Here is a 25,389-nt window from a genome sequence, read left to right as displayed (position 1 = left end):
CCCTTTCCACTCACCGCCGTTCGACGTGCGCGGCAGGCTATCCGGGGCGACTGACACCTACGGGACCGGCCCTAGAGGTAGTCCTCCAGGCGCCCCACCGTCAGACCCCGCTCCTGGATGCCCCGGAGGAGGCGGGCCGTCGTGCCGGTCGGGGTGATCTGGACGATGTCTCCGGGGGTGAGCCGGTGGTCGCCCCGGGCGTAGGTCAGGGTGCCGGTCGTCGTGGAGGCCCGCCAGAGGACCAGGGCGGAGATGCCGCAGTCGGCCGCGGCGCGGCGGGTCGTCGTGTCGTACGTGCCCTCGGGGGGCCGGAGCAGGCGGGAGCCGGGGTGGGGGCGGTGGCCGCAGATCTCGGTGCGCTGGGTGGCGTAGGGCAGGCCGGTGAAGCGGGCGGGCTTCGGGGGTGTGCGGAACTCCGTGACCGGGAGGCGCAGTTCGCGGATCAGGTCGGTGAACCTCGGGTCCCGGCGGGCGCTCGCGTCGTGGTCGTAGGTCAGGAAGACGACCCGGTCGCGGGTGCGGACGTGGTCCACGACGGGTGGAAGGCCCGGACCCGCCGAGCGGGCGGCGGGGTGAGGGGACGGTTTCGGGGCGGGGGCCAGCGGGGCCGTCAAACCCCAGTGGCGGTACGGCTGTTCGCGGGCCGGGCCGTGCGGGTGGACGCGTTGGGCGGCCTTCTTGCCGAGCCGTTCGATGGGGTCGACGGACTGGGCGCAACCGGTGAGGAACAGCAGAGCGGCCGCCGACGCGACGGCCACCGGTACCCGCAGACGGCCCGCCCGCCTCACAGGTAGTCCTCCAGGCGGGCCACCGCGTAACCCTCGGCCGTGACCTTGCCCAGGAAGCGGCGCATGTCGTCGACCATCGTGCCCTTCCAGTCCTCGCGGCCCCGGAAGTGCGTCAGGACGATGTCGCCGGGGTGCAGGGACCGGTCGTCCTCGCGGTACTCCCAGTGGTCGACGAACACCTCCTCGTCCCAGATCGGGGCGTACTTGACGCCACAGGACTTCGCGGCGACGAGGGTGTCGTGATTGTAGTTCCCGTACGGCGGCCGGAACACGGTCGGGGCCTTGCCGAACTGCTTCTTCATGATGTCCTGCATGCCGCAGATCTCGCGCTTCTGCTCGGCGTAGGACAGGCCCGGCAGATACGGGTGCGTGAGGGTGTGGTTGTTGACCGTGTGCCCCTGGGCCTGCATCTTCCGGAAGTAGCCGTAGTCGTCCTTCACCAGGTAGTTGCTGAGGAAGGCCGTGTACGGGATCTTCAGGTCGCTCATCATCCGCAGGAACGCGGGGTCCTTGTTCTCGCCGTCGTCGATGGTGAGGAAGACGATCTTCTGCTTCGTGGGGATCGTGGTGAAGACCGGCGGGAGGTTCAACTCCTCCTGGTCGTCCACCTCGAAGCCCTTGCGCGCGGTGATCTCCGGCTTCTGCGCGGGTGCCGGCGGCGCCTGGAGGGGCACCTTCGCCAGCCCCCAGCGCTTGGCCGCGGCAGCCCGCGCGGCGTACGCGGCGCGCAACTTGCTCGCGTAGGAGTCCAGCGCGCGGGCCGGGGGCGCGTGCAGCGGCTGCGCGCCCTGCGCCGGGTGGACGCCCGCGCCCGGGCCGGGCTGGCCGCAGCCGGAGACGAGAGCGGCGAGCGCGAGGGCGGCGAGCGCACCACGGGCGACTCCCGCCGTCCGACCCCGATCGCCCAGGGTTCCCCGGTCTCCCCGGCTCGCACACGCCCGATTGATGTCATTTTGTACGACTACTCGCATGGGGTCGGATCTTTTCAGGCCCCGGCCCCGATCCCGCGCCGACACCGCCAACACACCGCCACCGGAGGCACACCGTCCACCGACTGGCCCACAATGTCCCGGTGAACGACCCCGTACTCGCCTTCGCCGCCCTGCTCACCCCCGAGGGCCGCGCCCTCCTCGACGAGGTCCGTGGCACCGACCCGGCCAAGGAACTCGCCGTCGCCACCCGCCTGCGCCGCGACCACCCCGCCGACCTCGTCTCGGCGGCCCTCGGCCAGGCCCGGCTGCGCCAACGCGCGGCAGCGGCGAAGTTCACACCCGAGGACGCCGACCGGATGTTCTTCACCCCGAACGGCTTCGAACAGTCCACCCGGGCCACCGTCGCCACCTACCGCGCCGCCCGCCTCCTGGACCGCGGCGTGACCTCCGTCGCCGACCTCTGCTGCGGCATCGGCGGCGACGCGATCGCGCTGGCACGGGCGGGGGTGCGGGTCCTGGCCGTGGACCGCGACCCGCTGACGGTGGCCGTGGCCCGCGCGAACGCGGAGGCGTTGGGACTCGCCGACCTGATCGAGGTCCGCGAGGCGGATGTCACCGACGTCGACACGTCCGCGTACGACGCCGTGTTCGTCGACCCCGCACGGCGCGGCGGCCGCGGCCGCATCTTCGACCCCGAGGCGTACTCCCCGCCGTTGTCCTGGGCCATCGGCGCCGCTACGACGGCCCCGCTCGCCGCGCTGAAGATCGCACCCGGGGTACCGCACGAGGCGATCCCGGCGGAGGCCGAGGCGGAGTGGATCTCGGACGGGGGTGACGTGAAGGAGGCGGTGCTGTGGTTCGGGGCGGGAGTGCGGCCGGGGGCGGTGCGGGCAACTCTGCTGCCCGGACCGCGAGTTCTGCACGGGCGCGGGTTGCCTAACCCTGAAGTGCGTTCCGTCGGACGGTACTTGTACGAACCCGACGGTGCGGTCATCCGTGCGCACCTGGTTGCCGAGGTGGCGGAGGAGGTGGGGGGTGGGCTTGTCGACGAGACCATCGCGTATGTGACGGCGGATGAGCTACGGCCTACCGCGTATGCCACCGCCTATGAGATCACCGACCGACTTCCCTTCGGCGTAAAGAAGTTGAAGGCGTTGCTGCGGGAGCGGGAGGTGGGCGTCCTCACCGTGAAGAAGCGGGGGTCGGCCGTCGAACCGGAGGAGCTGCGGCGGAAGGTGAAGCCTCAGGGGCCCAACTCGGCGACGGTGTTTCTTACTCGGGTGGCGGGGGCGCCGGCGATGTTGATCGGGCGGCCTGTCTGACGGTCAAAGCAACTGTCTATGGACCCCCTTTGCGCTATGACCCGCGCTACGACGCCTCCGCCGCCCGGCGCAGCAGGAATTGGCGTTCGCGTTCGTTGCGCGCCAGCGAAGCCGCCCTGACGAACTCCGCCTTCGCCTCCGTCGTACGGCCCAGGCGGAGGAGCAGGTCGCCGCGGACGCTCGGGAGCAAGTGGTAGTCGCGCAGGGCCGGTTCGGAGGCGAGGGTGTCGACGATCTCCAGTGCCGGCGCCGGGCCCTGCGCCATGGAGATGGCCACCGCGCGGTTCAACTCCACTACAGGGGACGGGGATCGGGTCGCGAGGAGGCCGTACAGGGTCGCGATCGTCGGCCAGTCGGTCTCGTCGTAGGTGTACGCGTGGGCGTGGCAGGCGGCGATGGCGGCCTGGAGGGCGTAGGGGCCGGGGGCGCCGGTGGACACGGCGTCGGCGCGGCCGAGGGCGGTGATGCCGCGGGCGATGAGGAGGCGGTTCCAGCGGCGGCGGTTCTGGTCCCTGAGGAGGACGGGGTCGCCGTTCGGGGCCGTGCGGGCGGCCGAGCGGGAGGCCTGGAACTCCAACAGGGAGGCCAGGGCGTGCACTTCGGGTTCCTTCGGCATCAGGCCGGAGAGGAGACGGGCCAGGCGGAGCGCGTCCTCGCAGAGGCTCGGGCGAAGCCAGTCGTCGCCCGCCGTCGCCGCGTAACCCTCGTTGAAGATGAGGTAGATGACGTCCAGGACCGAGCCCAGGCGGGCCTCGCGGTCGGGGCCGTAGGGGACCTCGAAGGCGACGTTCTTGGTGGCGAGGGTGCGTTTGGCGCGGACGATGCGCTGGGCGATCGTCGGCTCGGGGGCGAGGAAGGCGCGGGCGATCTCGGGGGTGGTCAGGCCGCCGAGGAGGCGGAGGGTGAGGGCGGTGCGGGCCTCGGGGGACAGCACCGGGTGGCAGGTGGTGAAGACCAGGCGCAGGAGGTCGTCGTCGATGTCGTCGGGGGCCGGGGGTTCCTCGGGCGGGGCCGTCGTCTCCAGGGTGCGGCCGATCTCCTGGAGCTTGCGGGCGTAGTTCTCCCGGCGCCGGATCAGGTCGACGGCGCGGTGCCTGGCCGTCGCCATGAGCCAGGCGCCCGGGTTGTCGGGCACACCGTCCCTCGGCCACTGCTCCAGCGCGGCGACCAGCGCGTCCTGCGCGAGTTCCTCGGCGATGCCGACGTCGCGGACCAGGCGGGCGACGGCGGCGATGACGCGGGGGGACTCGATGCGGAAGACGGTCTCGATGGTGCTGTGCGGGTCCGTGGCGTTGCCGCGAGCGTTCGTGGCGGTGGCACGCGGGTCTGCGGTGGGTTGTGATTCCGGAGTCACAACCCACCATGCAACACCCCCGGCGGCCTCAGACCAAGGAAGGCCGGGAAAGGAAAGGCCACGGAAACCGGGCAGGGCCGGGGAAGGCTCAGCCCTCCGCGATCTCCCGCACCTCGCAGGTCACCGTCCAGAACTCCTCGTGCACCTTCAGGAACCGCTTCGTCCACTCGATCGCCTCGGCCATGTCCTTGCACTGCATGAGCGCGTAGCCGCCGACGACCTCCTTGGACTCGGTGAACGGGCCGTCGGTCACGGAGATCTTGCCGCCCTCCCAGTGCACGCGGGCGCCCTGCGCGGTCGGGGTGAGGCCGGCGGTGTCGAGCATGACGCCGGCCTTGGTGATCTCCTCGATCAGCTCGCCCATGCGCTGCATCAGCTCGGGGCTCGGGCCCTCGGCGGGGGCGGTCTTCTCGTCGATCTGCACGAGGGAGAGGTAGCGGGGCATGGTGACTCCTCGGTTCGTTCTCTGCGTTCTCCGACCGGGCTGTTCCCGGCCTTTCAACCATGCGTCGAACGAGGGGCGAGCGGATCGACACACTCGCCGGAAAACCCCGAAGATTTTTTCCGCCCACCCATTTCCGCAGGTCAGCGCAGGCTCAGTAGGCGTCCTCTCAGCGCAGCGACTCCCACAGATCGCTCGCCGCCGGTTCCTTCGCCACCACCCGGTTCGGGTCCGACGGCGCCGTGACGTTCGGCATCGTCACCGTCGTCACCGCGTCCGCCGACAGGCCCTTCAGGCTCTGGCCGAGGCTGATCAGTTCGCTCAGGGAGTCGAGGCCGGTGTCGGTGGTGATGCTGTCCGTGACCGCGTCGGTGACCTCGTAGAGCTTGGTGGGGTCGGTGAGGAGGTCGTGGGTGGAGATCTGGGTCAACAGGGCCTTCACCAGCATCTGTTGGAGGCCTATTCGGCCGAGGTCGCTGCCGTCGCCTATGCCGTGCCGGGTGCGGGCGAGGGCCAGGGCCTGCTTGCCGTTGAGGTGATGGGTGCCCTTCTTGAGGTGCAGGTGGCTGTCGTCGTCGTCGATGTCCTGCGTGGTCGTCACCGTGACGCCGCCCAGCGCGTTCACCAGCTTCGCGAAGCCCGCGAAGTCGATCTCTATGTAGTGGTCCATGCGGACGTCCGTGATCGACTCGACCGTCTTGACCGCGCACACCGGCCCGCCCACCGAGTACGCGGTGTTGAACATCGCGTTATACGCCACCGACGTGGAACCCCCCGACGACAGCGGGCAGGACGGGCGGGTGACGAGGGTGTCGCGCGGGATGCTGACGATCGTGGCCTTCTTACGGCCCGCGTCGATGTGGACGACCATCGCCGTGTCGGAGCGGGCGCCGGAGCTGTCGCCGCCGCCGAGCGCCTTGTTCTCCTTGCCGCTGCGCGAGTCGGAGCCGAGGACCAGGATGTTGAGGGAGCCGGTCGGCACGGGGGTGGCGGACGCGGACGCGGCGGCGGACGGTGTGGTCACCGCCTTGGCGGGGCGGTCGGTGCCGAGCGCGCTGTCGATGTCGACGCTCTTGATGTTGCTGTTGAGGTGCCAGTAGGCCCAGCCCGCCGTGCCCACGCCCAGGACGAGGACGCCGGCCAGGGTGAGGCCGGCGATCTTCAGCACTCTCGATCGCCGGCCCACGCGTCTGTCCTCGTCAACGTTCTCTTTGTCCGTCACGGGGAGGAACGTAAGTGTGAATTATTAGGAGAAAGTTAGGGGAGGCGTCTCAGGACGGTTTTCTACGGAAAATCTCACGGTTCTCAGCCCCGCTTCACTCCCCCAGCGCTCCCCCGTGCGCCTCCCCCGCCTCCCTCATCCCAGGGTCACCACCGGCACCGGGTTGCTCCCGCTCCACGACGCGTTGAAGCCGAACGTCACCGAACCGCCGTCCGGGACCGTCCCGTTGTAGCTCGCGTTCGCACAACTCACCGCCGTGCCCGACTGGGTGCAGGTCGCGTTCCAGGCCTGCGTGATCTGCTGGCCCGCGCCGTACGTCCAACTCGCCTTCCAGGACGACAGCGAGGCCCCGGAACAGGCGATCGTCACCTGCCCGGTGAACCCGGTGTTCCACTGACTCGTCACGCCGTACGTCGCCGAGCACGCCCCGGTCGGCGGCGGGGTCGTGGTCGTGCCGCCGAGCGCCTCCGAGAGGCCGTAGTACGCCGGCTTCGGCGCGTAGCTGGCGTCGTACGGGGTCGCCGCCCCGTAGCCCGGGAACGTGCTGTCGACCCAGGAGTCGGAGTCGGTGAAGCCCCACACGGTGACGTTCACGCAGCGCGCCACGGCGACGCAGGCGGCCATGACGCTCTTGAAGTCGGCCTTCTGCTGGGCGAGTTTCGCGCTGTCCGCCGGGAGTGCCATCCGTACGTCGAGCTCGGTGATCGCCACGTCCACGCCCAGGTCGGCGAAGCGCTGGATGTTCTGCTGGAGGGTGGCCGGGACCTGCCCGAGGACGAGGTGGGCCTGGAGGCCGACCCCGTCGATCGGGACGCCCGCCGCCTTCAGGGACTTGACCAGGTCGTAGAGGGCGGTGGACTTCGCGTTGACGCCCTCGACGTTGTAGTCGTTGATGTAGAGCTTGGCGGCCGGGTCGGCGGCGTGGGCCCAAGTCAGCGCCTGCGCTATGTAGTTGGCGCCGAGGCCGTTGTACCAGAGCGTCGAGCGGTAGGTGCCGTCCTCGTTGAAGGGTTCGTTCACCACGTCCCAGGCGGTGATCTCGCCCTTGTAGCGGCCGACTTCGGTACTGATGTGGTTCTGCAGCAGGCTGCTCAACTGGGCCGAGGTCCAGGTGCCGTTGGTCAGCCAGCTCGGGTTCTGGCTGTGCCAGACCAGGGTGTGGCCGCGCACCTGCTGGTTGTGGGCCTGCGCGAAGGCGACGATCTGGTCCGCCTCCGACCAGTTGAAGCTGCCCTGCGTCGGCTCGACCGTCTCCCACTTCATGGCGTTGCCGGGGGTGAGCGAGCTGAACTGGCTGCCCGCGATGTCGCCGTACGTGCCGGTGAGCTTGGAGCCGGTGACCGCGGTGCCGACGACTTTGCCCTTCGCGGCGGCGAGGTCGCGCAGCGGGGTGTCGGCGGCGTGCGCGGCGGGTGCCGCGAAGAGCATGACGGCGCCGGTGAACAGGGCCGCCAGGGACAAGCCGGTTCTCAGAGATCTCATTGCGGGTGCCTCCGAAAGTTTCGGTTGTGCAACCGATTGGCTTCGGAGGAGTGTGGGGCGACTCACCCCACTCGTCAATACGTCACCTTCCGGCCACGTCCGTCACTCACGGAAGCGGAAACCGCCGTACCGCCCGCGTCACGGAGCCAGGGATGCCGGCGCCGCCGTGCTGCTCCGCACCACCAGGCTCGTCGCCAGCTCCACCCGCCGTGCCGCCGAGGTCTCCCGCTCGCGCCCGAGGTCGAGCACCAGCTTGGCCGCCGCCTCGGCCATCTCGGTGAGGGGCTGTCGTACGGTCGTCAGCGGCGGGCCGACCCAGCGGGCGACCGGCAGATCGTCGAAGCCGACCACGCTCAGGTCCTCCGGGATGCGCAGGCCCAGTTCGCGCGCGGCCTCGTACAGGCCGAGGGCCTGGAGGTCGTTGCCGGCGAAGACGGCGGTGGGCCGGTCCGGGCGGCGCAGGAGCTCAAGGCCGAGCCGGTAGCCGGCCTCGTGGTGGAAGTCGCCGGTGGTGATCAGCGAGGGGTCGACCGGCAGCCCGGCCGTCTCCAGCGCGGCCCGGTATCCGTCGACCCGGGCGCGACTGCACATCATCCGGGACGGTCCACTGATCGCGCCGATCCGGGTGTGGCCCAGCTCGACGAGATGCCGGGTGGCGGCAAGCCCGCCCTGCCAGTTGGTGGCGCCGATCGAGGGCACGTCGGCGCCCGGGTCGCCGGCCGGGTCCATCACCACGAACGGGATGGAACGGCTGGTGAGCAGCGCCCGCTGGGACTCGTCGAGCCCGGAGAGGACGAGGATCACGCCGTGCGGGCGGCGGGCGGCGACCTGGTCGGCCCAGGTCCGGCCCGGGGTCAGCCGCCCCGCGCTCTCGCTGAGCACCACGCTCAGCCCGGAGTCGCGCGCCACGTTCTCCACGCCCCGGATGACCTCCATCGCCCAGGCGCTCTCCAGCTCGTGGAAGACCAGGTCGATCAGCGGGGAGCGGGTCGCCTCGGCGCGGCGGCGCCGGTAGCCGTAGACGCGGAGCAGGTCCTCGACGCGGGTGCGGGTCGCTGGAGCGACGTCGGCACGGCCGTTGAGGACCTTCGAAACAGTCGGAGCCGACACTCCGGCCTCGCGGGCGATCTCGGCGAGCGTGGCGGTCTGGGTCGGCCGACCCGCTGTCTGGGTTTCGGCGGAATCCGGGGCTGTCATGGCGGCGATCGTATCCCTGCGCGACCTCTTGACGAACCCCCCAGCGCGCCTTAGGTTCCCGGAACATTCGCAGAACGGCTCGAAACATTCGCACGAGAGGTGCTGTCCATGGAGCCCAACACGTCCAACGGCGGGCGTACGTTCAGCAGGCGCTGGGTGCTCGGCGCCGGTGCCACCACCCTGCTCACCACCGGGCTCACGGCCTGCGGCTCCAGCGACAGCACCGGCGGCAGCGGCACGGTCACCGCCTTCACCTACGGCGACGACGCGGCGAAGGTGCAGGTCAAGGCCGTCACCCGGTTCAACGCGTCGGCGGCGGCGAAGAAGGCCAAGGGCAAGATCAAGCTGGAGAAGGTGCCCGGCACCGACTACCCGGCCAAGCTGCGCACGGCGATGGGCTCACCGAACGCGCCGGACGTCTTCTTCAACTGGGGCGGCGGCTCGATCAAGGCGTACCAGGAGGCGAACCAGCTGGTCGACCTCACCGACACCATCAAGTCCGACCCGGCCCTCAAGGACGGCTTCCTGCCGTCGGTGCTCGCGGCGGGCGCGCTCAAGGGCAAGAACTACGGCATACCGATGCGCGGTATGCAGCCGGTGATCCTCTTCTACAACAAGACGGTCTTCGCCGCGCACAAGCTCCAACCACCCACCACCTGGGCCGGGTTGCTCGACATCAACAAGAAGCTGAAGGCGGCGAACATCACCCCGTTCGCCCTCGGCGGCGCCGACATCTGGCCCGAGTTGATGTGGCTGGAGTACCTGGTCGACCGGATCGGCGGGCCCGACGTCTTCGACAGGATCAAGAACGGTGACGCGTCCGGCTGGGGCGACCCGGCCGTCCTCAAGGCCGCCGAGACGGTCAAGCAGCTCATCGACGACGGGGCGTTCGGCAAGGGGTTCAGCTCTGTGTCGTACGTCAACGGTGGGGCGCCCGCGGTTTTCGCCAAGGGCAAGGCGGCGATGCATCTGATGGGGTCGTGGGAGTACTCGACACAGCTCGGGAAGTTTCCCGACTTCGCGAAGAACAACCTGGGGTGGTTCGCGTTCCCGAAGTACGAAGGGGGTGCCGGCGATATCCGTAACGTGGTCGGGAACCCCACCAACTACTGGTCGGTGAACGCCCGTACGGGCAACAAGGACGCGGCGATCGCGTTCCTTCGTGACTGTGCGTCGGAGGCGTACGCGAAGGACCTGGTCGCCAACGGGGACATCCCGACCACCTCCAACGCGGAGAAGCTGCTGGACTCCTCGCCCAACCCGGAGTTCGCGAAGTTCCAGTACCAAATGGTGCAGCAGGCACCGGCGTTCACGTTGAGCTGGGACCAGGCGGTGGATCCGGATGTGTCCACGCCGATGCTGACCGAGATCAACAAGCTGTTCGTGGGGAAGAGTTCACCCAGTCAGTTCGTGTCCGCGCTCAAGGGGCTCAAGTGACCCAGAGCGCAGCGACGAAGGCGGGTCGCCCACACGCCGTGTGGGCGATCCCAGGTGTCCTGTTCTTCGCCTTCTTCGCAGTGGCCCCCATGCTCCTCGCCGTCTATCTCTCCTTCACCCGGTGGAACGGGCTCGGGGATCCGAAGCCGATCGGCCTCGCCAACTGGCAGAAGCTCCTGAACGACGACCGGCTGACCCAGTCCCTCACCGTCACCGTGCTGTTGACGGTGACCAGCTGGGCCTTCCAGACAGTGGTCTCCCTGCTTCTCGGTGTCTGGGCGGCCGGGCGCCAGCGCAACCGGGCCGTCCTCTCCGCGATCTTCTTCGTGCCGTTCCTGCTGTCCTCGACGGCGATCGCGCTGCTCTTCTACGCGCTGCTGGACCCCAACTTCGGTGTCATCCACCAGGACACGCTCGGCTCGACGAGCGGGGCGTTCCTCGCGATCGTGTTCGTCGGGGGCTGGCAGTTCATCCCCTTCCACACGCTGATCTACCAGGGCGGAGCCCGTCAGATCCCCGAAGTGCTCTACCAGGCGGCGGCAATCGACGGCGCCGGTCGCTACCGGCAGTTCTTCTCGATCACGCTGCCTCAACTCCGCAACACGGCGACGACCTCCAGCGTGCTGATGATCGTCGGCTCGCTCACCTACTTCGAGACCGTCCTGATCCTCACCCAGGGCGGCCCCGGCACGGACACGGCGATCCTGCCGTACCTGATGTACGAAGCCGGCTTCAAGAGCTACGACTTCGGCTACGCGAGCGCGATCGCGACCTTCCTGGTCGTCATCGCCACCGCGCTGTCCCTGGTCCTCGTCCGGCTCACCGGTTTCGGCGCCATGCGCAGTACCCGCGAAGGGATGTGACGGAGTGTCACACGACACGTTGCCGCGTCCGGTGAAGACGGCAGGGGAACCGGTGGAACCTCCGCGCACCCACAGGCGCCGCCACTGGACCAAGCGCCCCAACCCCGTCGCCGGCCTCGGCTCCCTCCTCTGGCTCGCGGTCGTCATCGTCCCGATCTACGCGATGATCTCGGCGTCCCTCACCCGCCAGGACAAGGCGCTGGGCAACAACGCCCTGAAGCCGCCCACCGATCCGACCTTCGCCAACTACAACACCGTCCTGCACAACGGCTTCGGCCACTTCCTCGCGAACACGGCACTGGTGGCGGCGGCGGTCGTAGGAATCGTCCTGGTGCTGTGCGTCCCGCTGGCCTACGTGGCCGTACGCACGCGCACGGTCTGGTCGAGCGCGGCCTTCCGCCTGTTCCTGATGGGCGTGGCGATCCCGGCACAGGCAGTCGTGGTCCCCCTGTACCTGATGATCGCCAAACTCGACCTGTACGACAGCCTGTTGGCGGTCATCCTCCCGACCGCGGCGTTCGCGATGCCGGTCTCCGTGCTGATCCTGACCGGCACGCTGCGGGACATCTCGGAGGACCTGTACGAGGCGATGGCGCTCGACGGCGCGTCGGCGACGCGGATGCTGTTCCAACTGGTCATCCCGATGACCAAGGGCGGTATCAGCACGGTCGTCATCTACGCGGCGCTCCAGGCCTGGAACGGCTTCCTCTTCCCGCTGATCTTCACCCAGTCCGACGGACCGAGGGTCCTCACACTCGGACTCTTCAACTACGTCAGCCAGTTCGGCGTGAACATCCCGGCCCTGCTCGCCTCGGTCGTCCTCTCCGGCATCCCGATCTTCGCCGTCTACCTGGTGGCCCGGCGCGCCCTGGTCGGCGGCCTGATGGGCGTGGGCGGCAAGTGAGCTGCCCCAACTCACCCTTTCCGAACGGAGTTTCATGACCACCACCCCCTGGCGCGACCCCGCCCTGCCCGCCGCCGCCCGCGTCGACGACCTGCTCGCCCGGATGACCCTGGAGGAGAAGACCGCCCAGCTCTACGGCGTGTGGGTGGGCGCCGCCACGGACGGCGACGGAGTCGCCCCGCTGCAGCGGGAGATGACCTCGGAGTACGACTGGGACGAGCTGATCACCCGGGGTCTTGGCCAGCTCACCCGTTCCTTCGGTACGGCGCCGGTGGACCCGGAGTTGGGCGCGCAGGCGCTGGCCCGCGCGCAGCGCCGGATCGCGGCGGCGGGCCGTTTCGGCATCCCGGCGGTGGCGCACGAGGAGTGCCTGGCGGGCTTCACCGCGTGGGGTGCGACGGCGTACCCGGTGCCGTTGGCGTGGGGCGCCAGCTTCGACCCGGAGCTGGTCGAGGAGATGGCCCGGCACATCGGCGCGGACCTGCGCGCGGCCGGCGTCCACCAGGGGCTCGCCCCGGTCCTGGACGTCGTACGGGATCCGCGCTGGGGCCGGGTGGAGGAGACGATCGGCGAGGACCCCTACCTGGTGGGGACCATCGGTACGGCTTACGTGCGGGGGCTGGAGTCGGCCGGGGTCGTCGCGACGCTGAAGCACTTCGCCGGGTACGCGTCCTCAGTGGGCGCGCGGAACCTGGCGCCGGTGCGGGCCGGGGTACGGGAGTTCGCGGACGTGACCCTGCCGCCGTTCGAGATGGCGCTGCGGGAGGGCGGGGCGCGCTCGGTGATGGCGGCGTACAACGAGACGGACGGCGTACCGGCGTCGGCGGACCCCCGCCTGCTGACCGAACTCCTGCGTGACGACTGGCAGTTCACCGGCACCGTGGTCGCCGACTACTTCGGCATCGGCTTCCTGGAGACGCTCCACCGGGTGGCGGGCAGCCCGGCGCAGGCGGCCCATGTGGCGCTGGAGGCGGGCATCGACGTAGAGCTCCCGACCCTGAAGTGCTACGGGAAACCGCTCGTGGAGGCGGTGCGGGCGGGCGAGATCCCGGAGTCGCTGGTGGACCGGGCGGCGCGCCGAGTGCTGTTGCAGAAGGCCGAGTTGGGACTCCTGGACGAGGACTGGTCCCCGGAGCCGACCGGCCGGATCGACCTGGACTCGACGGCGAACCGCGCCCTGGCCCGTCAACTGGCCGAGGAATCAGTGGTGTTGCTGGACAACCCGGACGGTCTGCTGCCGCTGACATCGGATGCGCGCATCGCCGTGGTCGGCCCGCGGGCGGCGGACGCTCTCGCCATGCTCGGCTGCTACTCCTTCCCGTCCCACGTGGGTACACACCACCCCGAGGTGCCGATGGGCATCGAGATCCCCACGGTGCTGGAGTCGCTGCGGGCCGAACTCCCGGACGCCAAGGTGACGTTCGCGGAGGGGTGTGACGTCTCCGGCCCGGACACCTCCGGTTTCGAGGAGGCGGTGGCGCGGGCGGCGGAGGCGGACGTGTGCGTGGCGGTGCTCGGCGACCGCGCGGGCCTGTTCGGACGCGGCACATCGGGCGAGGGCTGCGATGTGGCGGACCTCCAACTACCGGGCGTACAGGCCGACTTGCTCGACGCACTGGTCTCGACGGGCGTCCCGGTGGTCCTGGTCCTCCTGACCGGTCGCCCCTACGCGCTGGGCCGCTGGCACGGCCGACTGGGCGCGGTGGTCCAGGCGTTCTTCCCTGGGGAGGAAGGCGGCCCGGCAGTGGCGGGAGTGCTGTCGGGCCGCGTCAACCCGTCGGGCCGCCTCCCGGTGAGCGTCCCGCACATGCCCGGCGGCCAGCCATGGACGTACCTGCAACCCCCGTTGGGCCTGGCCGACGAGGTCAGCAGCCTGGACCCGACCCCGCTGTACCCCTTCGGCCACGGCCGCTCGTACACGACGTTCGAGTGGGAGCCCGCCGGATCAAGGGAGTTGGAGAGGGAGTTGGAGATCGACACGGACGGCTCCTACGACCTGCCCCTCACCGTCCGCAACACCGGCGACCGCACCGGCACGGAGATCGTCCAGCTCTACCTCCACGACCCGGTCGCCTCGGTGACCCGCCCGGACGTCCGCCTGATCGGTTACCAGCGTCTGGAGTTGGGCCCCGGCGAGGCGACGCGGGTGACCTTCCACTTCCACGCGGACCTGTCGGCGTTCACGGACCGCTCGGGGCGCCGGGTGGTCGAACCGGGCGTACTGGAGCTGAGGTTGGGGGTTTCCAGCGCGGAGGTACGCCACACGACGCGGCTGACGCTGACGGGTCCCGTGCGGGTGGTGGGGGCGGAGCGGCGGTTGCGGTGCGAGGTCGGCCTCGGTGAGTGACGCCGCCGGCCGTCCTCAGGCGCTATCTCCTGGCCTTGCGCCGGCCCGCCTGTATCAGTGCCCCCACGCCGAGCGCCGCGAACGCCACGACCAGGAACGTCACGACCTCCAGCAACGGTGGCAGCGCGTGCTCGGTGATGAGGGACGTGATCGTCATGGCCACGGCCATGAAACCGACGGACAGGACCACGCGCTTCAAGAAGAGCCTCCCGACGGTCTGTTGGGTGATGTGCGACGGAGGCGCTGGGGGCAGAACCCTTGTTACTCGCCCACCGACTCGAACCGCCACCGATGCACCGCCCGAGTCACCAACTCCCCGCCCGGCTCGGGCAGTTCGGGCAGCTCGGTATCGTACTCCGCGTCCCACCACGTGATGACGAGCACCCGGTCCTGGGGTGCGCGCAGGAACTCCCGGCGCAGGGGCTCGGCCGGGAGCCGCTGCTCCCGTGCCCAGGCGAGGAGTTCCTCGCCCCGCCCGGGGACCGCCCGGGCCTCCCACATCAAGGCGACCGTCGTCACGAGTACAGGTTCTCCTTGCTGACCTCGTGCACGTGGTCGTGGTGGTGATGTCCCGGGACGTGCGGGTCCGTCACCGGGAGGGACGAGTCGGCCGAGAGGTCCCAGTCCGAGGGGACCCGGTTCCGCGCCACCATTTCCGCACCCAGCGCGGCGACCATCGCGCCGTTGTCCGTGCACAGCTTCGGGCGCGGGACGCGGAGGCGGATGCCGGCGGCCTCGCAGCGTTCCGCCGCCAGGGCCCGCAGGCGGGAGTTGGCCGCCACCCCGCCGCCGATCATCAGGTGGTCGACGCCCTCGTCCTTGCAGGCGCGTACGGCCTTGCGGGTCAGGACGTCGACGACGGCCTCCTGGAAGGACGCCGACACATCGCGCACCGGCACGTCCTCCCCCGCCGCCCGCTTCGCCTCGATCCAGCGGGCCACGGACGTCTTCAGCCCGGAGAAGGAGAAGTCGTACGCCGGGTCGCGCGGCCCGGTCAGTCCGCGCGGGAAGGTGATCGCCCTGGGGTCGCCCTCCTTCGCGTACCGGTCGATGACCGGCCCGCCCGGGAAACCGAGGTTCAGGACACGCGCGATCTTGTCGAAGGCCTCGCCCGCCGCGTCGTCGATCGTCGCACCCAGCGGCCGTACGTCCGAGGTGATGTCCGAGGAGAGGAGGAGGGAGGAGTGGCCGCCGGACACCAGGAGCGCCATCGTCGGTTCCGGGAGCGGGCCGTGTTCCAGCTGGTCCACGCAGATGTGGGAGGCGAGGTGGTTCACGCCGTAGAGGGGCTTGCCGAGGGCGTAGGCGTAGGCCTTGGCGGCGGAGACGCCGACGAGCAGGGCACCCGCGAGCCCCGGCCCCGCCGTGACCGCGATGCCGTCGAGGTCACGGGCGCTCACGCCCGCGTCCTTCAGCGCGCGCTGGATCGTCGGGACCATCGCCTCCAGGTGGGCGCGGGACGCCACCTCCGGTACGACCCCGCCGAAACGGGCATGCTCGTCGACGCTGGACGCGACCGCGTCCGCCAGCAGGGTGGTGCCGCGGACGATGCCGACGCCGGTCTCGTCGCAGGAGGTCTCGATGCCCAGGACGAGAGGCTCGTCGCGTGAGTCAGTCATGGATCTCGGTTCCTTGTACGGAAGTTGACCCCGCAGCGGAGCTGCTGTCGGGATCTGTGGTCAGGCGCATCACCAGGGCGTCGACGTTGCCCGGCTGGTAGTAGCCGCGCCGGAATCCGATCGGGGCGAAGCCGAAGCGCTCGTACAGCTTCTGCGCGCGGACGTTGTCGACGCGGCACTCCAGCATGACCTCGGCGCACTCGAACTCGCTTGCCGCGGTGAGGAGTTCGGTCAGCAGGGTGGAGCCGAGGCCGGTGCCCCAGTGGTCGCGGGCGACGGCGATGGTCTGGATGTCGGCCTGGTCGCCGGTGGTGGCGAGACCGGCGTAGCCGATGACCCGCACGCCGCTCCCGGTCTCCTCACCGTCCGCCTCGGCCACCAGGTACCGCCGGGTCGCCTCCGCCCCCCGCGCATGCGCCAGTTCGGACCAGAACATGCCCCGGGACCAGGCGTCCTCGGGGAAGAGGTCCTTCTCCAGTTCCAGCACGGAGTCGATGTCCCACCAGCGCATCTCGCGCAGCCGAGGGCTCAGGGATTCGGTCACTTGGGGGTGACCACCTTGTAGTTCTTGGGCACCTGGGCGTCGGGACGGCGCAGGTACAGCGGCCGGGGCGCGGGGAGTTCGACGCCCGCCGCGAGTCTCTCCGCGGCCAGCGAGGCGAGCGCGGCGGCGGACACGTGCTCCGGCTCGTGGGCGGCCGGGAAGGTGTCCGGGTAGAGCAGCGCACCGGCGCCGACGGCGGGCAGTCCTGCGACCTGCTCGGCGATGTCGGCGGGCCGGTCGACGGCCGGGTCGGTGACGCGGGTCCGGGAGTCGGCGTAGCGCGCCCAGTAGACCTCCTTGCGCCGCGCGTCCGTGGCGACGACGAAGGGGCCGTCGAGGTCGGTGGCGTAGGCAAGGCCGTCCAGCGTGCACACACCGTGCACGGGCACGTCGAGCGCGAACCCGAAGGTGTCGGCGGTCATCAGCCCGACGCGCAGCCCGGTGTAGGGGCCGGGGCCGATGCCCACGACGATTCCCGTGACGGCGTCGAGCGTGAGCCCGGCGTCGGCGAGCACGTGGTCGACGGCCGGGAGCAGCAGCTCACCGTGGCGGCGCGCGTCCACCTGACTCGACGAGGCGATGACGGCCTCGCCGTCGTGCAGGGCGACGGTGACGGCGGGGGTGGCGGTATCGAGAGCGAGCAAGAGCACGCAAACAGCCTACGGCTCCGGCGCCGCGAGCACGGCCGCCCCGGTCGGCCCGGCCCCGGCTGCTACGGTCACCTAGGGTCACCGGACTTACGGGACGTACGGGACCGTACGGGGCACCGACACAGGACGTAGACGTACGAGACGCGGAGGTGGGCGCTGATGGCCGGCAGCAGCTCGGGAATCGTGGCCGGGCTCACCGTGGCGGCGGTCGCCACGGTCGGTTTCCTCGCCTATCAGGCGTCGGCGACCGTCCCGGCCGGGCTGGGGGACACGGGCGCCGCCGCGAACGCCTCACCCGCGGCGGTGGCCGCCAAGAAGGCCCCGCGCGACAAGAAGAACCCCGCCGCGCTGCCCGCCGGCTCCGGCAAGGGCGAGCGGGTCGTGTACTCGGTGGACGACGACCGGGTGTGGCTGGTCGCCGAGAACAACAAGGTCAACCGCACGTTCAAGGTCACCCCCGGCACGGTGGACCCGCCCACGGGCACCTATCCGGTCACCTCCCGCTCGAACGCCATCACCGGCACCGACGGCACCCCCATCCAGCACGTCGTCCGCTTCACCAACGCGGACAACGTCGCCATCGGCTTCAGCGCGGCGGTCAGCGGCGCGACGGACGATCCCGACCCCACGACGAAGTCGGGCGGCATCCGCGAGTCCATCGAGGACGGCGCGGCCATGTGGGAGTTCGCGACGATCGGCCAGTCGATCGTAGTGATTCGCTGACGCGACCCGCTGACGGGGATCGCGCCCGCAGCCGAACGACTACGCGGCTTTACGCGGCTCAACCGGCGGGGCCTCCGGCGCGCGAGGCGGCGTAGAAACAGCCTTGGCCGCTTCCCCCGCCGCCAACAGTTCCCGCATGGACACCCCAGCGAACGCAGACGGCCGCGCCCACTCACGCTGGTTCTCTGAAGCCGACATGGACGCCTCCTGGGAGCCGGGGGCAGGCGTAGTTAGGTAGACCTAACTACGAACTGGATACCATGTGACCACGCGCGAGACCCCGAACGCAACATCTTGCCGACACCTTGTCGGAACCCACACCGCCCGCACCCCCCGCGCCACCCGGTCAGGCCCCGAGCACACCCAGTTCGACGGCGGCCCACCGCGCACCCAGCCCGGTGACGGTCACATGCCGTACCTCGTCGGTCGTATCCCCGACGGCCCGGTGGATCACGAGCGACAGCCGGTCGTCGGTCAACTCCTCGACCTTGCCCTCACCCCACTCCACGACGATCACGGACTCGGGCAGCGAGACATCGAGGTCGAGATCCTCCATGTCGTCGAGCCCGCCGCCCAGGCGATACGCGTCGACGTGCACAAGCGGCGGCCCCTCACCGAGCGACGGATGCACCCGGGCGATCACGAAGGTCGGCGAGGTCACCGCACCCCGCACCCCGAGCCCCTCCCCCAGCCCCCGGGTCAGTGTCGTCTTGCCGGCGCCCAGCTCACCCGTGAGCATCACGAGATCGCCCGCGCGCAGCAACTTGGCGAGGCGGCGCCCCAACTCCCGCATCTGATCAGGGGAGTTGACGGTGATCGAGACGGACAGGGGCTCAGCCGCGTTGTGCGGTGCTGCTGGTGCTTCCATAGCCACTTACGGTAGCCCCTGCCGGCACGGCACCCGCGCGGGTGAGCAGGTCGGCGAGGCGGTCCGTCACCACTTCGGGGTGCTCCAGCATGACCAGGTGCCCGGCGTCCGGCACGAGCACCAGCTCGGCGTCCGGCAGCAGGTCGGCGATGGCCTCGCTGTGCTCACTGGGCGTGACGAGATCGCCGATCCCGGCCAGCACGAGCACCGGCATGTCCTTGAAGTGGGTCAGGGCGGCCGTCTTGTCGTGGTCGGTGAAGGCCGGATAGAACTCCGCTACGACGTCGATGGGCGTCCCCTCGATCATCCGCTCGGCGAACCGCGCGACCGCCGGATCGACGTCCCGCGAAGCGAACGAGTACCGCTTGATGATCCCGGCGAACAGATCGGCGGTGGCCCGCCGCCCCCGCTCCACCAGTGCGGCCTGCTGCCCGAGCGCCTTCAGCACGCCGGGCAGCACCCGCCGCACCGCGTTGACCCCGGCGACGGGCAGCCCGAAGTTGACCTCGCCGAGCCGCCCGGAGGACGTACCGACGAAGGCGGTGGCGACGACCCGGTCGCGGATCAGGTCGGGGTACTGGTCGGCGAGGGCCATCACCGTCATGCCGCCCATGGAGTGCCCGACGAGCACGATCGGCCCCTCGGGCACGGCCGCGTCGATCACGGCCTTCAGGTCGCGCCCCAACTGGTCGATGGTGAGCGGCATGTCGTCTTCCAGCTGCGCGACCCCGCGCGCGGAACGCCCATGGCTGCGCTGGTCCCAGTGCACGGTCCGCACGACCCCGCGCAGGGCGGCCCGCTGGAAGTGCCAGGAGTCCTGGTTGAGGCAGTAGCCGTGACTGAAGACGACGGTGACGGGAGCGGGTGCCTTGCGCCCGAAGAGCCGCCGCCGCTTGGGCGTGACGGCGACGTCCGGCTCGATGTCGTCGACCTCGTAGTACAGCTCGGTGCCGTCGTCGGCCCGCGCCGTGCCGGGGGTGCCGCGCAGCGAGCCGTACGGCCCGGTGGAGTCGAGCGCCAGCCGGGCCCGCTCGCGCATGCCACGCCCGACGGTCATCCGCTCTATGGCGACACCGGCCGCGGCCCCGGCGGCGATCACACCTATCGCGGCGCCCGCGATACCGGTGACCTTCCGCCAGTTCCCGCCCGCCCCCGCGGCGGCGGAGGCGACCGCGGCGACCGCCTCCGCACTGCTCTCGCTCACGTGCCGCTCCTCTTCACGTCAAGACCCTGCGCTACGTCGTCTCCCTCATACCCGGGGATGACCTCGGGGACGGCCTCGCCGACGACCTCATTGACGTAGACGCGGGGAACGCGTGTTCCGATGCGGGTCACGATCTCGTACGCGATGGTGCCGGCGGCCTGCGCCCAGTCCTCGGCGGTGGGCTCACCGCGGTCACCGGCCCCGAACAGGATCGCCTCCGCCCCGGCCTCCAGGTCGTCCCCACCCAGGTCCACGACGAACTGGTCCATGGCGACCCGCCCCGCGACCGTCCGCCACTTCCCGCCGACGAGCACGGGCCCGGTACCGGAGGCGTGCCGCGGAATGCCGTCCGCGTACCCGACGGGGATGAGTCCGAGGGTGGTCACGCCCGGGGTGACGTAGTGATGCCCGTAACTGACCCCGTGCCCACCGGGCACCTGCTTCACGAGCGCGACGGACGCCTTCAGGGACATCACGGGCCGCAGCCCGAAGTCGGCCGAGGACCCCACCTCAGGGCTGGGCGAGATGCCGTAGACGGCGATTCCCGTGCGAACGAGATCGAAGTGCGAGTCGGAACGGGTGAGCGTGGCAGGCGAGTTGGCGATGTGCCGCACTTCAGCCCGCACCCCACGCTCCTCCGCGTACGCCACCATCTCGCGGAAGAGAAGGAGTTGGGCATCGATGGAGGGATGCCCGGGTTCGTCGGCGCAGGCGAGATGGGACCAGAGCCCGGTAATACGGAGAAGCCCTTCGGCCTCCGCGCGGAGAGCACCCCCGACGAGCTCGGCCCAGTCATCACCAGGCTGACACCCGTTACGACCCAGCCCGGTGTCGGCCTTGAGCTGCACGCGCGCGGGAAGCCCAACGGCACGAGCGGCGTTGGTGACCTCCTCCAGGGCCCACATCCCGCTCACCGACACATCGAGATCCGCCTCGATGGCCTCCCGCCAGGGCCCGCCCGGGGTCCACAGCCAGCACATGATCCGCACGCCGTCGGGCAGCCCGGCACGGGCCCGCAGGTCAAGCGCCTCCTGGGGCGTGGCGGTACCGAGCCAGGTGGCCCCCGCCTCCACGGCGGCACGCGCACACGGCACAGCCCCATGGCCGTAGGCGTCGGATTTGACCACGGCCATGAGGGCAGCGCCCGGCGCGAGGGCGCGCAGGGTCCGCACATTGGCCCGCAGGGCGCCCAGATCGATCTCGGCGCGGGCGCGCAACGGTGCGGTGGGCTGTGTCGCTGTCTCATTCATGGCACCCCCAGTGTCTCAGAGGGGACTGACACCCCCTCTGAGCCCTCCTTGTTCCCTAGTTCCCGGGCCGGTGCCCCCACACGTACACACGGTCGCCCTTCTTCAGCACACCCCAGAGCTTGCGGGCGTCGGCCAGCCGCAGATTGACGCAGCCCCAGGAGCCGACGGTGGTGTAGATGCTGCCGTAGACGGCGTGGAAGGCGATGCCGCCGTCGAAGAACTGGGCATACGGCATAGGGCTGTTGTAGAGCGTCGACCAGTGGTTCTTGTGCTTCCAGTAGATCTTGTGCCAACCGCCCCGGGTCACATGCCCGCTCCGCCCGCTCCGCATGGGCACAGGCCCGAAGACGACCTTCTTCCCCTTCTGCACCCAGGTGAGCTGCCGATCGAGATCGACACAGGCGACGCGGTACGAGCGGACGGGGCATTTCCGGGCGGCGTTCGGATTCTTCTTGGCACCGATGAGCTGCATACGAGCCCACGTCACAGGCCCGGCAAACCCGATGGCGGGCTTGATGCCCTGCTTCTTCTGAAAGGCACGGATGGCCTTGCAGTCGCCGCCCGACTGCTTCCCGTCCACCTTGAGCTTCAGCCACCGTTCGACGCCCCGCTGATACGGCCCGGTCTGCTTGCTGCAGGTCACCTTGGCGACGGCGTCCGCGATCGGCACGTACTCGACGAGCGCGTAGGTCCCCGCGACGGCGTCCCGCGGCTCGACCCTGTCTTCTTCGGCGGTAGGCGTGTACACCTCCGGCGCGAGCGCCTGATCCGGCGTATCGATCTGCCACGGCTGATACGGCCCCGGCGGCACCCCCGGCACCAGCTCGGTCTCCCCGGGCCCCGCAGCCGGCGGCACCGGCCCGTCCGCCCAGGCACTACCGGCCCCGACGGGGAGGGCGATCACCGCGGTGAGCAGCACCGCGATACTTCTGTGCGCGATTCGTGTACTGATCATGCGATCAGAGAAACGTGGCGGTACGACGGGAAGCGGGTGCCGCGCGGAGGGGTCACCCTTATTGACGAGCGCGAGTGCTTCCAGCGCGGGCCGGAGTCACCTTCAAGGCAGGCCGGCTACCCAGCCCGTCCGGCGTTTGAGGACGAGGCCGTCCAGGCCGAAGGGGGGTCTGGGGGCGCAGCCCCCAGTGATGGGACGGGTAGGGGCGGCGGGGGCGAAAGGAATCAGCCCAGCACAACATCCCGCCAAGCCACCCGAACCGCCTCAGCCACATCATGCGCCCCCACCGGCGCCCCGTCCGCAGCCAACCTCCCCGCCAGCCCATGCAGATACGCCCCCACACTCCCCGCATCGAACGCCGACAACCCCGCCGCCAACAACGACCCGGCAAGCCCCGACAACACGTCCCCGCTCCCCGCCGTGGCCAGCCACCCCGTCCCTGTCGAATTGACCCGCACAGCCCCACCCCCCGAGTCGGCGACAAGCGTGGTCGACCCCTTGAGCAACACGGTCGCCCCATACCGCCCAGCCAACTCCCGTACGGACTCCAGCCGAGCCCCCTCGACCTCCCCCCGAGGAACCCCGAGCAACGCGGCCGCTTCTCCCGCATGAGGAGTCATGAGCGTCGGCGCAGTACGAGCCCGTACCGCGTCCGGGTCGGCCAGCCGCAACCCGTCCGCGTCGATGAGCACCGGCACATCGGCAGTCACGACCTCCGCCACGGTCCCGGCGTCGTCCCCCGCCCCCGGCCCGACGACCCAGGCCTGCACCCGCCCCGCCTTACGCGGCCCCCCGTCCGACACGAGCGCCTCCGGGAACCGGGCGATCACCGCGTCCGCGGCCGGCCCGACATACCGCACGGCCCCCGCCCCACCCCGCAAGGCCCCGGCAACAGCGAGCACGGCAGCCCCCGGATACCGCCCGGACCCGGCGGCGATCCCCACAACCCCCCGCCGGTACTTGTCACTTTCAGCCCCCGGCACGGGCAACAACCGCGCCACGTCCACATGTTGGAGTGCCTCCAGTGCGGGCTCGTCGGGCAGCTCGGCCCCCAGCCCGATGTCAACGAACCGCACGGCCCCGGCGTACTCCCGCGCAGGATCGATCAACAACCCAGGCTTATGGGCCCCGAAGGTGACGGTGACATCGGCCCGCACGGCAGCCCCCCGCACCTCACCGCTGTCCGCATCGACCCCACTGGGCAGGTCGACGGCGACGACAATCCCCCGAGAGTCCGAGGCAAGCCCCGCCAGCCGAGCGGCATCGGGCCGCAACCCACCCCGCCCCCCGATCCCGACGATCCCGTCAAGAACAAGATCGGCGCGGAGGAGAACCCCCTCGACATCACCGGCACCGGCACCGGCTACGACGGTCCGCCCACCGGCCCGCAACAACGCCGCGAGCCCGCCCGCATGAGCCCGCTCAGGCGCAAGCAGCACAGCCACGACACCGGCCCCCCGCCGCGCGAGCCGAGCCCCCGCGTACAGGGCATCCCCCCCGTTGTCCCCGTTCCCCACCAGCAGCACGACCCGACTGCCGTAGACCCGCCCCAACAACTGAGCACAGGCAACGGCGAGTCCAGCGGCGGCGCGCTGCATGAGCGCACCCTCCGGAACCCGCGCCATCAGCCGCTGCTCGGCGGCCCTTACCGACTCCACGCTGTACGCAGTACGCATACGTTCGAGTCTGCCCCGTAAGCCCCAGAGCCGCAGCCGCCGACGGCGATCGGCCCCACAGCCCCCGCCCCCCGTCACCCCTCCGCAATAACCACCGCAGAGGCCACCCCCGCGTCATGGCTCAACGAAACATGCCAAGTCCGCACCCCCAACTCGGCAGCCCGAGCCGCGACAGTCCCGGTGACCCGCAACCGAGGCCGCCCGCTGTCCTCGACGTACACCTCGGCATCCGTCCAGTGCAGCCCGGCCGGCGCCCCCAACGCCTTGGCGAGCGCCTCCTTCGCCGCGAACCGGGCGGCGAGGGAGGCGGGCCCTCGCCGCTCCCCGCTCGGCAGCAGCAACTCGCTGTCCAAGAACAGCCGCCGAGCCATCCCCGGCGTACGCGCCAGCGACGCCGCGAACCGGTCGATCTCGGCCACATCGATACCAACCCCGATGATGCTCATGCCGAGCACCCTACGACCGCGCCCGCCCCCGTCCCGCCTGTCACAGACGGCTGCTAACCTGCGGCAACTCGCATGACATCACTCACGTTCGCGCGCCCTGGGGGGCCAGTAGGCGCGCCGTGGGTTCAGGATTCGCCAGGGGGCGGAGCATGACCACCACCAGCACGACGACCGACGACGACGAAAGACCCGTAGCCCTGTCGGAACCGGTCGACGACCCGTTCACCACGCTGCCCGATCTCACCCCGCTGCGGGACGCGGCCCGAGCAGGCGACTGGCAGGCGACACAGGCCTTCTTCACAGCCCTCGCGTCGACCGGGAACCCGACCCGGAACCCGGTCGAGAACTCCGTGGAGAAGATGTCCTTCGCCTCGGCCCAACTCGCGGGCCTGGACGGCGTGGAGACCTACCTGGAGCGGGCGGCGGCCGACCACCCCGCCGACCCCCTCCCCCGCACGCTGCTCGCCGAGCGCTGCATCCGTATCGGCTGGGCCATCCGCAGCCGCGCCCGCGCGGAGCACGTCTCGCGCGACCAGTTCGGCCAGTTCCACGACTGGCTGCGGCGGGCCGAGCTGCTGCTGATCGACGTGTGCGCCGAGCAGCCGGGCAACGCCGCCGCCTGGACCGCCCGGCTGCTCACCGCCCGCGGCCTGGAACTCGGACAGGCCGAGGCCCGACGCCGCTACGACCGCCTCTCCGCCCACCACCCCCACCACTTCCGCGCGCAGTCCCAGCTGCTCCAGCAGGTGTGCCCCAAGTGGAGCGGTTCCTGGGAGGCGGCGCACTCCTTCGCGCAGGAGTGCGTGGCCGCGGCCCCCGCCGGTTCGCACGCCGGGGCGGTGGTCGCCGAGGCGCACATCGAGCACTGGGCGGACCTGGGCGGCGTGGAGCAGCGCACGTACCTGCGGAGTGTCTCCGTCCGCGACGAACTGCGGGCCGCCGCACGGGCGTCGGTGCTGCACCCCGACTACGCCCCCGGGTGGAGCTGGATCGCGGCGGACAGCGCGTTCGCCCTGGCCTTCTCGATCGGCGGCCACTTCGAGGACGCGGCCGCGCACTTCGTCTCCCTCGAAGACCGGGTGAGCGAGTACCAGTGGCAGTACCTGCCCGGCTGGAAGGCCGCGTTCGTGAAGTACCGCAAGTCCGCGCTCGCGACGCTCTAGG

25 protein-coding genes are annotated in these 25,389 nt (G+C 70.6%); 7 read left to right on the top strand and 18 right to left on the bottom strand.

The window, feature by feature from the left end; genetic code table 11:
* Nucleotides 1-71: 71 nt before the first annotated feature.
* Both OG496_RS34230 and OG496_RS34225 read right to left on the bottom strand, forming a co-directional pair.
* A complete protein-coding gene (locus tag OG496_RS34230) occupies nucleotides 72-788 on the bottom strand; it encodes a hypothetical protein (RefSeq protein WP_405973647.1) in 717 nt (238 codons plus the stop codon).
* Nucleotides 785-1,759 (bottom strand): polysaccharide deacetylase family protein, encoded by a 975-nt coding sequence (locus tag OG496_RS34225; protein WP_405973646.1) that lies wholly within the window; start codon nucleotides 1,757-1,759, stop codon nucleotides 785-787. Before OG496_RS34225 ends, OG496_RS34230 begins: the two co-directional genes overlap by 4 nt.
* Nucleotides 1,760-1,860: 101 nt before the next feature.
* On the opposite strand from OG496_RS34225, the gene OG496_RS34220 reads away from it, so the two are divergent.
* On the top strand, nucleotides 1,861-3,042 hold the full coding sequence (locus OG496_RS34220) for a THUMP-like domain-containing protein (RefSeq protein WP_405973645.1): 1,182 nt from the start codon (nucleotides 1,861-1,863) through the stop codon (nucleotides 3,040-3,042).
* Nucleotides 3,043-3,088: 46 nt separating this feature from the next.
* On the opposite strand, the gene OG496_RS34215 is transcribed toward OG496_RS34220, so the two are convergent.
* The 5 genes from OG496_RS34215 to OG496_RS34195 all read right to left on the bottom strand — a co-directional run bounded on the left by OG496_RS34215 (nucleotide 3,089) and on the right by OG496_RS34195 (nucleotide 8,739).
* Complete coding sequence (locus OG496_RS34215; protein WP_405973644.1) at nucleotides 3,089-4,396, bottom strand: RNA polymerase sigma factor; 1,308 nt, start codon at nucleotides 4,394-4,396, stop codon at nucleotides 3,089-3,091.
* Nucleotides 4,397-4,484: 88 nt separating this feature from the next.
* The gene (locus tag OG496_RS34210; RefSeq protein WP_043676922.1) at nucleotides 4,485-4,841 is read right to left on the bottom strand and encodes a YciI family protein; all 357 of its coding nucleotides are present in this window, start codon (nucleotides 4,839-4,841) and stop codon (nucleotides 4,485-4,487) included.
* Between the two features lie 166 nt (nucleotides 4,842-5,007).
* The gene (locus OG496_RS34205; protein WP_405973643.1) at nucleotides 5,008-6,060 is read right to left on the bottom strand and encodes an LCP family protein; all 1,053 of its coding nucleotides are present in this window, start codon (nucleotides 6,058-6,060) and stop codon (nucleotides 5,008-5,010) included.
* A gap of 135 nt (nucleotides 6,061-6,195) precedes the next feature.
* On the bottom strand, nucleotides 6,196-7,542 hold the full coding sequence (locus tag OG496_RS34200; RefSeq protein WP_405973642.1) for an endo-1,4-beta-xylanase: 1,347 nt from the start codon (nucleotides 7,540-7,542) through the stop codon (nucleotides 6,196-6,198).
* 138 nt (nucleotides 7,543-7,680) lie between these two features.
* The gene (locus OG496_RS34195; RefSeq protein WP_366489201.1) at nucleotides 7,681-8,739 is read right to left on the bottom strand and encodes a LacI family DNA-binding transcriptional regulator; all 1,059 of its coding nucleotides are present in this window, start codon (nucleotides 8,737-8,739) and stop codon (nucleotides 7,681-7,683) included.
* Between the two features lie 108 nt (nucleotides 8,740-8,847).
* Here OG496_RS34195 and OG496_RS34190 point away from each other — a divergent pair, with 108 nt between their 5' ends.
* From OG496_RS34190 to OG496_RS34175, 4 genes are read left to right on the top strand one after another with little or no spacing between them, the layout of a single operon-like run.
* The gene (locus tag OG496_RS34190; protein WP_405973641.1) at nucleotides 8,848-10,176 is read left to right on the top strand and encodes an ABC transporter substrate-binding protein; all 1,329 of its coding nucleotides are present in this window, start codon (nucleotides 8,848-8,850) and stop codon (nucleotides 10,174-10,176) included.
* Nucleotides 10,177-10,223: 47 nt separating this feature from the next.
* The gene (locus tag OG496_RS34185; RefSeq protein ID WP_405976761.1) at nucleotides 10,224-11,039 is read left to right on the top strand and encodes a carbohydrate ABC transporter permease; all 816 of its coding nucleotides are present in this window, start codon (nucleotides 10,224-10,226) and stop codon (nucleotides 11,037-11,039) included.
* Nucleotides 11,040-11,070: 31 nt separating this feature from the next.
* On the top strand, nucleotides 11,071-11,943 hold the full coding sequence (locus tag OG496_RS34180) for a carbohydrate ABC transporter permease (RefSeq protein WP_399387577.1): 873 nt from the start codon (nucleotides 11,071-11,073) through the stop codon (nucleotides 11,941-11,943).
* Nucleotides 11,944-11,977: 34 nt separating this feature from the next.
* Entirely contained in the window at nucleotides 11,978-14,290 is a 2,313-nt protein-coding gene (locus OG496_RS34175; RefSeq protein WP_405973640.1) for a glycoside hydrolase family 3 N-terminal domain-containing protein, read from the top strand.
* 22 nt (nucleotides 14,291-14,312) lie between these two features.
* Here OG496_RS34175 and OG496_RS34170 read toward each other — a convergent pair whose 3' ends face one another.
* The 5 genes from OG496_RS34170 to tsaB form a co-directional block, all read right to left on the bottom strand.
* Nucleotides 14,313-14,489: a hypothetical protein gene (locus tag OG496_RS34170; protein WP_366489196.1), complete on the bottom strand. Its 177-nt coding sequence runs from the start codon at nucleotides 14,487-14,489 to the stop codon at nucleotides 14,313-14,315.
* A 62-nt stretch (nucleotides 14,490-14,551) separates the two neighbouring features.
* Complete coding sequence (locus tag OG496_RS34165; protein ID WP_405976760.1) at nucleotides 14,552-14,791, bottom strand: hypothetical protein; 240 nt, start codon at nucleotides 14,789-14,791, stop codon at nucleotides 14,552-14,554.
* A 14-nt stretch (nucleotides 14,792-14,805) separates the two neighbouring features.
* Nucleotides 14,806-15,909, bottom strand: coding sequence for a tRNA (adenosine(37)-N6)-threonylcarbamoyltransferase complex transferase subunit TsaD (tsaD, locus tag OG496_RS34160; RefSeq protein WP_405973639.1), 1,104 nt, complete (start codon nucleotides 15,907-15,909; stop codon nucleotides 14,806-14,808).
* Nucleotides 15,902-16,420 carry a ribosomal protein S18-alanine N-acetyltransferase gene (gene rimI, locus OG496_RS34155; protein WP_405976759.1) on the bottom strand — a complete coding sequence of 173 codons (519 nt, stop codon included), beginning with the start codon at nucleotides 16,418-16,420 and terminating at the stop codon, nucleotides 15,902-15,904. The genes tsaD and rimI overlap by 8 nt, the downstream gene beginning before the upstream one ends.
* 29 nt (nucleotides 16,421-16,449) lie before the next feature.
* Nucleotides 16,450-17,103, bottom strand: a complete 654-nt coding sequence (tsaB, locus tag OG496_RS34150; protein WP_405973638.1) for a tRNA (adenosine(37)-N6)-threonylcarbamoyltransferase complex dimerization subunit type 1 TsaB — start codon at nucleotides 17,101-17,103, stop codon at nucleotides 16,450-16,452.
* Nucleotides 17,104-17,262: 159 nt separating this feature from the next.
* Here tsaB and OG496_RS34145 point away from each other — a divergent pair, with 159 nt between their 5' ends.
* On the top strand, nucleotides 17,263-17,826 hold the full coding sequence (locus OG496_RS34145) for a hypothetical protein (RefSeq protein WP_405973637.1): 564 nt from the start codon (nucleotides 17,263-17,265) through the stop codon (nucleotides 17,824-17,826).
* Nucleotides 17,827-18,172: 346 nt separating this feature from the next.
* On the opposite strand, the gene tsaE is transcribed toward OG496_RS34145, so the two are convergent.
* The 6 genes from tsaE to OG496_RS34115 all read right to left on the bottom strand — a co-directional run bounded on the left by tsaE (nucleotide 18,173) and on the right by OG496_RS34115 (nucleotide 24,225).
* Complete coding sequence (gene tsaE / locus OG496_RS34140; protein WP_366489189.1) at nucleotides 18,173-18,694, bottom strand: tRNA (adenosine(37)-N6)-threonylcarbamoyltransferase complex ATPase subunit type 1 TsaE; 522 nt, start codon at nucleotides 18,692-18,694, stop codon at nucleotides 18,173-18,175.
* Nucleotides 18,660-19,898, bottom strand: coding sequence for an alpha/beta fold hydrolase (locus tag OG496_RS34135; RefSeq protein WP_399386583.1), 1,239 nt, complete (start codon nucleotides 19,896-19,898; stop codon nucleotides 18,660-18,662). The genes tsaE and OG496_RS34135 overlap by 35 nt, the downstream gene beginning before the upstream one ends.
* Nucleotides 19,895-21,148, bottom strand: coding sequence for an alanine racemase (gene alr / locus OG496_RS34130; RefSeq protein WP_405973636.1), 1,254 nt, complete (start codon nucleotides 21,146-21,148; stop codon nucleotides 19,895-19,897). Before alr ends, OG496_RS34135 begins: the two co-directional genes overlap by 4 nt.
* Nucleotides 21,149-21,203: 55 nt before the next feature.
* Nucleotides 21,204-22,103: a L,D-transpeptidase family protein gene (locus OG496_RS34125; protein WP_405973635.1), complete on the bottom strand. Its 900-nt coding sequence runs from the start codon at nucleotides 22,101-22,103 to the stop codon at nucleotides 21,204-21,206.
* A 224-nt stretch (nucleotides 22,104-22,327) separates the two neighbouring features.
* Nucleotides 22,328-23,779 (bottom strand): NAD(P)H-hydrate dehydratase, encoded by a 1,452-nt coding sequence (locus OG496_RS34120; protein WP_405973634.1) that lies wholly within the window; start codon nucleotides 23,777-23,779, stop codon nucleotides 22,328-22,330.
* 74 nt (nucleotides 23,780-23,853) lie between these two features.
* A complete protein-coding gene (locus OG496_RS34115; RefSeq protein ID WP_366489182.1) occupies nucleotides 23,854-24,225 on the bottom strand; it encodes a holo-ACP synthase in 372 nt (123 codons plus the stop codon).
* A 149-nt stretch (nucleotides 24,226-24,374) separates the two neighbouring features.
* On the opposite strand from OG496_RS34115, the gene OG496_RS34110 reads away from it, so the two are divergent.
* Entirely contained in the window at nucleotides 24,375-25,388 is a 1,014-nt protein-coding gene (locus OG496_RS34110) for a hypothetical protein (RefSeq protein WP_366489180.1), read from the top strand.
* Nucleotide 25,389 lies beyond the last annotated feature (1 nt).

Origin of the sequence: Streptomyces sp. NBC_00988, from assembly GCF_045162645.1 — a bacterium.
Classification (GTDB): Bacteria; Actinomycetota; Actinomycetes; order Streptomycetales; family Streptomycetaceae; genus Streptomyces.
This window is presented reverse-complemented; position numbering and strand designations above follow the sequence as displayed.